Origin of the sequence: Pseudomonas sp. NPDC087639, from assembly GCF_044743385.1 — a bacterium.
Taxonomy (GTDB): Bacteria; Pseudomonadota; Gammaproteobacteria; order Pseudomonadales; family Pseudomonadaceae; genus Aquipseudomonas.
Genome location: NZ_JBIUWI010000032.1, coordinates 1 through 10,223, shown reverse-complemented (window position 1 = coordinate 10,223; position 10,223 = coordinate 1). Strand labels below are relative to the sequence as shown.

The following is a 10,223-nucleotide window of genomic DNA, read 5'->3' as shown; positions in this document are numbered from 1 at the left end:
CGGAACTCGGTCGGCGCCTTGCACATCGTTGGTCAGGACGTTGCCGGTCAGCGTGAGTTGGGTTTCCGAGGCGGTGGTGGTGTTGCTGTCGTCCACCGCTTTTGGCAAGTCGTCGACGATGTTGACGTCGAGGGTCGCGTTGGCAGTGGTGCCGTTGTCATCGACCACGGTGACAGCGAATTGCTCAGGCAGATTGTTGGCGCCGTTGGCGGTCGGATGCGCCTCGTTATCGGCGAGGGTGTAGCTGTAGCTGACAACGCCGGTTGCGGCGTTGAACCCGGTGATGGTGAGCGTGCTGCCCAAAGGTGTAGTGATCGATTGCGGGAAGCCTGCGACCACGCCGTTGGTGACGACTGCGATGCCGCCAACCGTCAGGGTTGTTACGCCGTCCAGCGCGGTGATGCTGAAGGTGCCGCTTTGAGTCAGCGCAGTGGAATCCGGCGCACTGCCGTCGCTGAGGTTTTGCTCGTAAACCGTCAGTTCCCCGCCCTCGACGTTCAAACCGTTGATCACCACCGGATCGTCATTGTTGTTGATCTGCAAAACGAGGTTGGCGGTGCTGGTATCGCCGTCGGCATCGGTGAGGGTGTAGGTGAAGGTTTCCGTGCCATTGCCGCCGCCGGTCAGGGCTTTGAAATCGGCGTCGCTGGTGTTCAGGGTGTAGGTGTAAGTGCCGTTGGCGTTGAGCACCAGCGTACCGTAAGTCCCGGTGAACGTGCCGGCCGTAACCGGGCCGGTAGTGACGCGGTCGGCGCCTTGCACGTCGTTAGTCAGGACGTTGCCGGTCAGCGTGAGTTGGGTTTCCGAGGCGGTGCCGTTGCTGTCATCGATCGCTCTGGGCACGTCGTCAGTGATGTTGACGTCCAGCGTTCCGGTCGCGGTGTCGCCATTGCTGTCGCCAGCAATCACGGTGAATTGTTCACTGAGACTATTGCTGCCGTCACCCGCCGCGTGGGTTTCATTGCCATTGAGCGTGTAGCTATAAGTGACCACGCCTGTCGCCGGGTTGTAACCGGTGATCGTCAGGGTGTTGCCCAGTTGCGTGGTGATCGACTGCGGGAAGCCGACGGCCACGCCGCCGTTGATCAGATTGATGCCGCCGATGCTGAGACTGGTCAAACCGTCCGGCGCCGATACGGTGAAGCTGCCGCTCTGGGTCAGGGCGCCGGGATTGGCCGCCGAGCCGTCAGGCAGGTTAGCTTCATTGAGGTTCAGCTCTCCGCCGGGCGCCGCCAAGCCGTTGAGGGTCACCAGATTATTCACCGGCGGCGGTGGCACAACGGGGGCGACGCCGTCGTCGCCATTGTCGATGACCGCGTTACGCCGCTCTTCGGGAAACTCGGGAATGCCGTTGAACCCGGCGGTGGGGAACCCGATGATCGGATCGACCCGCCCGCCGACTTCCGTCAGCAGGACAAAACTGTGCCCGCCGCCCAATTCGCCACTGGGGTTGCCGGGGGCGTTGGGGCCGGCGGCGGTGGCTTCGGCGGTTTTGGTCGGGTCGTCACCGGCAGCGATGGCTTTCTGGATCTGCTCGACATCGGTCAGTTGCGCGTCGCTCGGGGTCACGGCCTCTGCGGTGTTCACATGAGCAGCCTGCCCGGCCAGCAGCTCACTGGTCATGGTCAGGTTACTGCCGCGGCCCAAGGTCAAATCCTGGCCATTTTGCAGATGAACGGCGACGGCGCCTTCGGCTCCGGTGATCAGTTGATCGCCGGCAAACAACTTGTCGCCCTCGACCAAGGCGCGACGAGTGCCGTCGATGCCCTGCGCGAAAACCTGACCAATGACTTTAGTAACGGTGCCGATGAGCGTTGCCATGTGAAATCCTCCGCTGCCGACCACCGTCGGCACTGGTTCGCGAAGCAGCCCATGGCTCAATCGGGTTGTCGGGGCGACGCTCGCACCCTCGACAGTTCGTTTCGCAGGTTCTGTCTGAGCGGGAAACTTGAGTGCTATCAAGCACTTCCGAATCCTGATCAAGGCAGCACGCCTACTAACGCTACGTAACGGTGGTGAATCACCCAAGTGACAAAAATCTGTCACCCATTGACCGTTACGCGTCCCTCCCCTTCAGCAGTACTTCGCCGTATGTCGCAAAGTGAATGGAACTTTCCTCAAGCCTTTTTGAGCTCCCTGAAGCGCATAAAACAAAGGCTTTCGAGCTGAACAATGTGCCGGTTTTTACAAAGCGCATAAGTTTTTTTCGGCATAAGCCTTATGAAAATTTTTTCTTAGCTACGCTTCAGGATGTTCTTAGCTCTGTTGTTACAAGAGTGAAACGCTTACACCTAAAAATATCGTCAAATATTTGGCGACAGTAAGACACCATCAGGACTCAGGGAGATGCACCCATGCGCGTTCTAACCCCCCTCTGCAGCGCGGTTTTGCTGGCCATGGCTTGCACTTCTCAAGCCCAGGCCATGAACCTCACCGAAGCCATCCAGAGCACTATCGCTACACACCCGGAACTTGCTTCGCGCGTGGACGCACGCCTGTCGGCAGATGAACAAGTCAAAGTCGCCAAGGGCGGCTTCTATCCGTCGGTCGATTTGAACGCCGCTTATGGTCGCGGCTACAGCGACAACACCAACACCCGCGCGTTTGGCAATCACGACACGCGCATTCTCAATTACACCCAGTCCGAGCTGCGCTTGCGGCAGATGCTGTTCGACGGTTTCAACACCGCCAACGAGGTCGAGCGCACCAAGGGCGTGTCCAACTCGCGCGCCTACTATGCGCAAGGCACCGCGCAGGATCTGGCCCTGCGCACCATCGAGGTCTATCTCGAAGTGCTCAAGCGCCGCGAACTGGTGACCCTGGCTACCAACAACCTGCAAGCACACTTGCGCGTCAACGATCAGATCGGCCTGCGCACCGAGCGCGGCGTTGGCAGCACCGCCGACTCCGACCAGTCGGGAGCCCGTAAGGCGCTGGCGCAAAACAACCTCGACACCGCCGAAGTCGATCTGTCCGATGCCGAAGCCAACTTCTACAGCGTGGTCGGGCGCATGCCCGATGAGCTGGAAACCCCCGCCTCGACCCGCGGCGAATTGCCTACCGATCTGCGCGAAGCCCAGCAGAGCATGGTCGACAACAACCCTTACCTGAAATCCGCCCAGGCCGACGTGCAATCGGCCGAAAGCCAATACGAAGTTGCCAAGTCGCCGTTCTACCCACGTTTCGACGCAGAGGCGGCGGTCGGCGCGAACAACAACGTGCAGGGCGATGAGGGCCACGACAACGAATGGCGTGTGGGTGTGGTGATGAACTACAACCTGTTCCGCGGCGGCAGCGACAAGGCTCGCCTGGCTGCGAACGCCCACGACATCAATCAGGCGATGGACATCCGCAACAACGCCCTGCGCCAGCTCAACGAAAACATTCGCCTGGCCTGGAACGCCATGGAGAACGCCAAGAAGCAAACCCCGACCGCACGCGAATACGCCGACACCACCAAGCGTGTGCGCGCCGCGTATCAGGATCAGTTCGGCCTCGGCCAACGTACCCTGCTCGACTTGCTCGACAGCGAAAACGAGCTCTACAACGCCAACCGTCGCTACACCGAAATCCGCTACACCGAGGAATATTCGATGTACCGCGTGCTGGCGAACATGGGCCAGTTGCTGAGCAAGCAACGGGTGGTGCTGCCGGCCGATGCGATCGCCACAACCGAGGTGAAGAACGAAGCACGTCTGCCAGAGCTGAAATGACGTAAACCTCCTGCCGAAGGCTGCTGATCCTGATCGTTCCCACGCTCCGCGTGGGAATGCAGCCCGTGACGCTCCGCGTCACTGGACTCAAAGCGTCCCTGGAGGCATTCCCACGCAGAGCGTGGGAACGATCAGTAGGCCCAATGAAGCGGTAACAGGGGAGCGATCAATATGACCAGCATGGAACCCGGTAACGCAGGGGTCGATCCGCGGCTGAGCTTCGATGATCCGTTACTCGACGGTCTGTTGATCCTCTGCAAACTCCATGGCGCGACGGTCAGTCGCGCCAGCCTGAGTGCCGGGCTGCCCCTGAACAAACAACGCCTGAGCCTGGATCTGCTGCCCCGCGCCGCCGCCCGGGCCGGGTTGCAGGCGCGACTGTTGCGCCGTGAACTGAAAGACATCTCGCCACTGAATCTGCCGATTCTGCTGCTGCTCAACGACGGTCGCACCGCCGTGCTGCGGCGGTTTGGCGATGACGGTAAAGCGCTGATTCTGCCCAGTGAAGCCGATGGTGGTGAGCAATGGGTCAGCCGCGAAGAACTCAGCGAACACTACAGTGGCCAGGCCTTGTTCGCCCGGCCACGCCACGAACTCGAAGACCTGCGTTCTCCGCTGGTGCCGCGGGTGCATGCGTGGTTTCGCGACACCCTGAAGCTGTCGAAATGGCTGTACAGCGACGCGATCCTCGCCAGTTTTCTGATCAACCTGTTAGGCCTGATGGTGCCGCTTTTCGTCATGCAAACCTACGACCGCGTGGTGCCCAATCAGGCCACGTCGACCCTATGGGTGCTGTCGATCGGGCTGTTGATCGGCACCGGTTTCGAACTGGTGCTGCGGGTAGTGCGCGCACACTTGCTCGACACCGCCGGCAAGAAAACCGACGTGATCCTTTCCGCGACTTTATTCGAGCGCATCACCGGCATGTCGATGAAGGCGCGGCCGGCGACCATCGGCGGTTTCGCCCAGAGCATTCACGACTTTCAGGGCCTGCGTGAATTCCTCACGGCCGTGACCCTGACCAGCCTGATCGACCTGCCCTTCGTGGTGTTGATGCTGGTGGTGATCGGCCTGCTCGGCGGCTGGTTGGTGGTGATTCCCCTGCTGGCGTTTCCGCTGACCATCATCTTCGCGATGATCATTCAGGTGCGCCTGCGCGACACGGTGCAGAAGAGTCTGAGCCTCGGCGCTGAACGCCAGGCGCTGCTGATCGAAACCCTCGGTGGCCTGGAAACCCTCAAGGCGTGCAGCGCCGAAAGCGAGCGCCAGCACCAATGGGAAAGCACCCACGGCGCCCTCACCCGTCTCGACAGCCACGCGCGCAACCTCTCGGCGCTGGCCACCAACGGCACGCTGTTCATTCAGCAGTTCTCGGGGATGGCGACGATTGTCGCCGGGGTCTACAGCATCATCGCCGGCAACCTTAGTGTCGGCGCATTGGTGGCGACCTACATGCTCGGCAGTCGCGTGCTGGCGCCACTGGGGCAGATCGCCGGGCTGATCACCCGCTACCAGCAAGCGCAACTGACCATGAAAAGCACCGATGCGCTGATGGCCCTGCCCCAGGAGCGTGACGGCAAACAGCGGCCACTGGAACGCACACAACTGCAAGGCGCCCTCGACGTCAACGGCGTGACGTTCCACTACAACGGCCAGAATGCACCGGCCCTGAGCAATGTCAGTTTCAGCCTGAAACCCGGTGAACGGGTCGGCATCATCGGCCGCAGCGGTTCGGGAAAAAGCACTTTGGCGCGGCTGGTGATGGGTTTCTACGAGCCCGAGGAAGGCCAGTTACTGCTCGACGGCCTCGCGCTGCAGCAACTGGATGTCGCCGACCTTCGCCAGCAGATCGGTTACGTCGCCCACGACTTGCCGCTGCTGGCCGGCAGCCTGCGCGACAACCTGACCCTCGGCGCGCGCTACATCAGCGATTCACGCATGCTGGAAGTCGCCGAACTGACCGGCGTCACCGAACTCGCCCGCCAGCATCCGCAAGGTTTCGACCGGCCGGTGGGCGAGCGGGGACAGTTGCTCTCCGGCGGTCAACGTCAAGCGGTGTTGCTGGCCCGTGCGTTGCTGCTCGATCCACCGATCATGCTGCTCGACGAACCCACCAGCGCCATGGACAACAGCAGCGAAGACCTGCTGCGCCAGAAACTGCATGGCTGGGTACAAGGCAAAACCCTGCTGCTGGTCACCCACCGCACCTCGATGCTGAGCCTGGTGGATCGCTTGCTGGTGCTGGACAACGGCCGGGTCGTCGCTGACGGCCCGAAAGAAGCAGTCATCGATGCACTGCGCAAGGGCCGTGTCGGCTCGGCGGCAGTCTAGGAGTAAGCCATGTCTGCTGCATCCGATGGCAAATCACGCGGCTACTTCGACAGCTTCGGCAAAAGCGCCGAGGCCGAGTTCATGCCGGAAACCGCCGGCGCCTCATTGCAGGATTCGCCACGCTGGTCGCGGGTTACCGTGTGGCTGGCGGCGGGCCTGCTGATCAGCGCACTGGTCTGGGCCAAGTTCGCGGTGCTCGAAGAAGTGACCATGGGCGAAGGCAAGGCGATTCCGTCGAGCAAGGTTCAAGTGATCCAGAACCTTGAGGGCGGGATCGTCACCGAGCTTTTTGTCCGCGAAGGGCAGATGGTGAACAAGGGCGACACCCTGCTGCGCCTGGATGACACGCGGTTTCGCTCGAACAAAGGTGAGAGCGAGGCCGACCGTTATGCGCTGACCGCGCAGGTCGAACGCTTGTCGGCGGAGTCTGAAGGCCGGCCGTTCAAGCTCTCCGCTGAAGTGATCGCCAAGGCACCGCAAGTCGCCGAAGACGAACGCTCGCTGTACGAACAACGCCAGCGACGGCTGGCCAGCGAACAACGCACCCTCAGCGAACAACTGCGGCAGAAGACTCAGGAACTGGCGGAGTTTCGCTCCAAGCAGGGCCAGTTCAGTTCAAGCCTGGCGCTGTTGCAACAAGAGATGAACATGTCCGAACCGCTGGTGAAAACCGGCGCGGTGTCGCCGGTGGAAATCCTGCGGCTCAAGCGCAGTGCGGTGGAAATTCGTGGCTCGCTGAACGCGACGACACTGGCGATTCCCCGTGCCGAGTCGGCGATTGCCGAGATCCGCAGCAAGATCGACGAGTCGGAGCAAACCTTCCGCTCCGAGGCCGCCAAGGAGCTGAACGAGAAACGCACCGACCTGTCGAAAATCACCGCGTCGAGCATCGCCATCGACGACCGCGTCAGCCGCACCACCGTGACCTCGCCAGTCCGTGGTGTGATCAAGCAAATGAAGGTCAACACCATCGGCGGCGTGGTCCAGCCGGGCAGCGACATGGTCGAAATCGTGCCGCTGGAAGACAACCTGCTGATCGAAGCCAAGGTGCGACCGCAGGACGTGGCATTCCTGCATCCGGGCCAGAAAGCCATGGTCAAGTTCAGTGCCTACGACTACACGATCTACGGTGGGTTGAGCGCCAAACTTGAGTTGATCGGTGCCGACACGATCACCGATGACAAGGGCAACAGCTTTTACCTGATTCAGGTGCGCACCGATAAAAACCACTTGGGCGGGGATGCGAAACCGTTGCTGATCATTCCGGGGATGGTAGCAACGGTGGACATTATTACCGGGGAGAAAAGTGTGCTGGATTACCTGCTGAAACCGGTGCTCAAGGCCCGTACCGAGGCGATGCGCGAGCGGTAGCCAATGATCGTTCCCACGCCGAGCGTGGGAACGATCATCTGTCAGCATGATTACGCTGAAAAACCTCCTCCCCCATCGCCGCAATCTGCCCGTCGATCAATGCCTCGAACGGCCTCAGCAATGGCGCAAACGTAGTCGGCGTTTCGAGAGTTTCGAGCGCCTGCACAATCGCTTCAAGCGTCGATAACGCCCCCGGCCCCGGTGCCTTGCGCAACCGATACCGCGACACACCACCTTCGGCCAGCGTCACCCGTGGCAACGCCGCCAACAGCGGATTGAGGTGCAGCATCTTGCGCGCCTTGCGCCAGGTGCCGTCCGGCACGACCAGCAACAGCGGTTGCTCGGACTCGCCGTAAGCCTGCATCGGCTGCGCACCGTCCGCCGGAAACAGCAAACGCGCCTGATACCCCGGCCGGTTCAACAGCGTCGGCAAATCCTCGAACACCTCACCGACGATCAGTTCGGCATTAGTCAAACCCAGCGCCGCCAGCCGCGCGGTGTTCAACGCATGATTGACCTCACTCGGATGCTGCAACAGCAACACCCGGGTGCGGCTGTCGAGACTGGGGATCAGCGCGCACAGGCAATGGGTTTGTGGGCGCAGGCAGCGCGGGCATTGGGGTCTGGACATATTCTTAGGCCTGATTGAGCTGGGCTTTGAGCAAATCGCGGAACGTCTGGATCAGCGGCTCACGACTGCGGCCACGGCGCATGATCATCGAGAACGGCGCCTGATAACCGAAGGTCGCCGGCAGCAGCACGCGCAAATCGCCCTTGTCGGCCCAAGCCTGAGCGTAATGCTCCGGCAGATAACCGATGTAGGCGCCGGACAGCACCAGAATCAGCTGCGCTTCCATACTCTCCACGGTCGCGGCGCTGTGCTTGAAACCGTGGCGGGCGAGTTCCGCCTGACTCCAGTAACCGCGCCCGACCATGCGTTGCTGGGTGATGACTTGTTCGGGAATGCGCCGCTCGTTGAACAACGGGTGTCGGCTGCTGCAATACAGCCAGTGTTGCTCGCGGTACAGCGGCATATAGACCAGACCGCTCATGCGCGTGGAGAACGCACCAATGGCCAGATCGAGGCGGTTGTCTTGCACTCCGAGTTGCAACTCATAAGGGCTCATCACCGACAAATGCAAATGCACCGCCGGGTGTTCCTGACTGTAGGCGCCGATGGCTTCGGCGAACGGCAGGGCCTTGTCGCTGACGGTCGAGTCGATCACCCCGAGGTTGAGCGTGCCGCGCAGTTCGCCTTTGAGCGCGGCGGCGTATTGCTCGAAGCCTTCGAGTTCGGCCAATAGGCGCAGGGTTTCCTGATGGAACAGCTCACCCTTGCTGGTCAGGCTGAACCCGCCACGGCCACGATGGCACAGCACCAGACCGAGCGCGGCTTCGAGCTGGCTCATGTAGGTGCTGATCGCCGAAGTCGACAGGTTGAGTTCCTGTTGCGCGTTGGCGAAACCCTGATGACGGACCACGCTGACGAAGATGCGTAATAGTTTCAGGTCGGGTAAAGCGTTGGCCATGCGGCTCTCCAAACATCTGTCGAACGCTGATGACTTTGTGGTGAGGGGATTTATCCCCGACCGGCTGCGAAGCAGTCGTAAATTCAATACACGCGGGGTGCCTGATGGACCGAGCCGCAGGAATTGGGGCGGCTTCGCCACCCATCGGGGATAAATCCCCTCGCCACAGGGTCATCAACACAGGGCCTGAGAGTCTATCCCGCGCCTTGGCATTAGTTTAGAAAAATCTGAACTAAGTATTTGCCCGTAGCGATTCTTCCCCCTCACTACATTTCGCAGAATCGGCCCACAGCGGTGCCCGCCTGCCGGTGCGCCGACATAAATAAAACAAGACGATGAGGCCCTACCCGTGGACAAGATTCTTCACCAACCACTGGGCGGCAACGAAATGCCGCGCTTCGGCGGCATCGCCACCATGCTCCGACTCCCCCATGTACCGACCGCTGCCGGTCTGGACGCTGCCTTCGTTGGCGTGCCTCTGGACATCGGTACTTCGCTGCGCCCCGGCACCCGCTTCGGGCCGCGCGACATCCGCGCCGAATCGGTGATGATCCGCCCGTACAACATGGCCACCGGCGCTGCGCCGTTCGATTCGCTGTCGGTCGCCGACATCGGTGATGTGGCGATCAACACCTTCAACCTGCTCGACGCCGTGCGCATCATCGAAGAAGCCTACGACAACATCCTCGAGCACAACGTCATCCCGATGACCCTGGGTGGCGACCACACCATCACCCTGCCGATCCTGCGTGCCATCCATAAAAAGCATGGCAAGGTCGGTCTGGTACACATCGACGCCCACGCTGACGTCAACGATCACATGTTTGGCGAGAAAATCGCCCACGGCACGACTTTCCGTCGCGCCGTCGAAGAAGGTCTTTTGGACTGCGACCGCGTAGTGCAGATCGGTCTGCGTGCGCAGGGCTACACCGCTGATGACTTCAACTGGAGCCGCGATCAGGGTTTCCGCGTGGTGCAGGCCGAAGAGTGCTGGCACAAGTCGCTGGCCCCGCTGATGGCCGAAGTGCGCGAGAAAGTCGGCGGTGGTCCGGTGTACCTGAGCTTCGACATCGACGGCATCGACCCGGCTTGGGCGCCAGGCACCGGCACCCCGGAAATCGGGGGTCTGACGACCATTCAGGCGATTGAGATCGTTCGCGGCTGCCAAGGCCTCGACCTGATCGGTTGCGATCTGGTAGAAGTCTCGCCCGCTTATGACTCCACCGGCAACACCTCGCTGCTGGCCGCCAACCTGCTGTACGATATGCTCTGCGTACTG

At 61.2% G+C, this 10,223-nt stretch carries 7 protein-coding genes; 4 read left to right on the top strand and 3 right to left on the bottom strand.

Annotated features, from left to right (window positions below; all coding sequences use genetic code 11):
* A partial coding sequence (locus ACIOVB_RS15105) for a retention module-containing protein (protein WP_401268929.1) occupies positions 1-1,821 on the bottom strand: 1,821 nt, incomplete at its 3' end.
* Between the two features lie 533 nt (positions 1,822-2,354).
* Between ACIOVB_RS15105 and ACIOVB_RS15100 the strand changes: the two genes are divergently transcribed.
* The 3 genes from ACIOVB_RS15100 to ACIOVB_RS15090 all read left to right on the top strand — a co-directional run bounded on the left by ACIOVB_RS15100 (position 2,355) and on the right by ACIOVB_RS15090 (position 7,415).
* Entirely contained in the window at positions 2,355-3,713 is a 1,359-nt protein-coding gene (locus ACIOVB_RS15100; protein WP_187677312.1) for a TolC family outer membrane protein, read from the top strand.
* Positions 3,714-3,884: 171 nt separating this feature from the next.
* The gene (locus ACIOVB_RS15095) at positions 3,885-6,044 is read left to right on the top strand and encodes a type I secretion system permease/ATPase (protein WP_401268926.1); all 2,160 of its coding nucleotides are present in this window, start codon (positions 3,885-3,887) and stop codon (positions 6,042-6,044) included.
* Positions 6,045-6,053: 9 nt separating this feature from the next.
* Positions 6,054-7,415, top strand: coding sequence for an HlyD family type I secretion periplasmic adaptor subunit (locus ACIOVB_RS15090; RefSeq protein ID WP_401268923.1), 1,362 nt, complete (start codon positions 6,054-6,056; stop codon positions 7,413-7,415).
* 34 nt (positions 7,416-7,449) lie between these two features.
* Here ACIOVB_RS15090 and ACIOVB_RS15085 read toward each other — a convergent pair whose 3' ends face one another.
* A complete protein-coding gene (locus ACIOVB_RS15085) occupies positions 7,450-8,046 on the bottom strand; it encodes a tRNA-uridine aminocarboxypropyltransferase (protein WP_401268922.1) in 597 nt (198 codons plus the stop codon).
* Positions 8,047-8,050: 4 nt separating this feature from the next.
* Positions 8,051-8,944 (bottom strand): LysR family transcriptional regulator, encoded by an 894-nt coding sequence (locus tag ACIOVB_RS15080; protein ID WP_007956593.1) that lies wholly within the window; start codon positions 8,942-8,944, stop codon positions 8,051-8,053.
* 349 nt (positions 8,945-9,293) lie between these two features.
* Here ACIOVB_RS15080 and speB point away from each other — a divergent pair.
* On the top strand, positions 9,294-10,223 hold a 930-nt coding region (gene speB, locus ACIOVB_RS15075), incomplete at its 3' end, for an agmatinase (protein ID WP_401268920.1).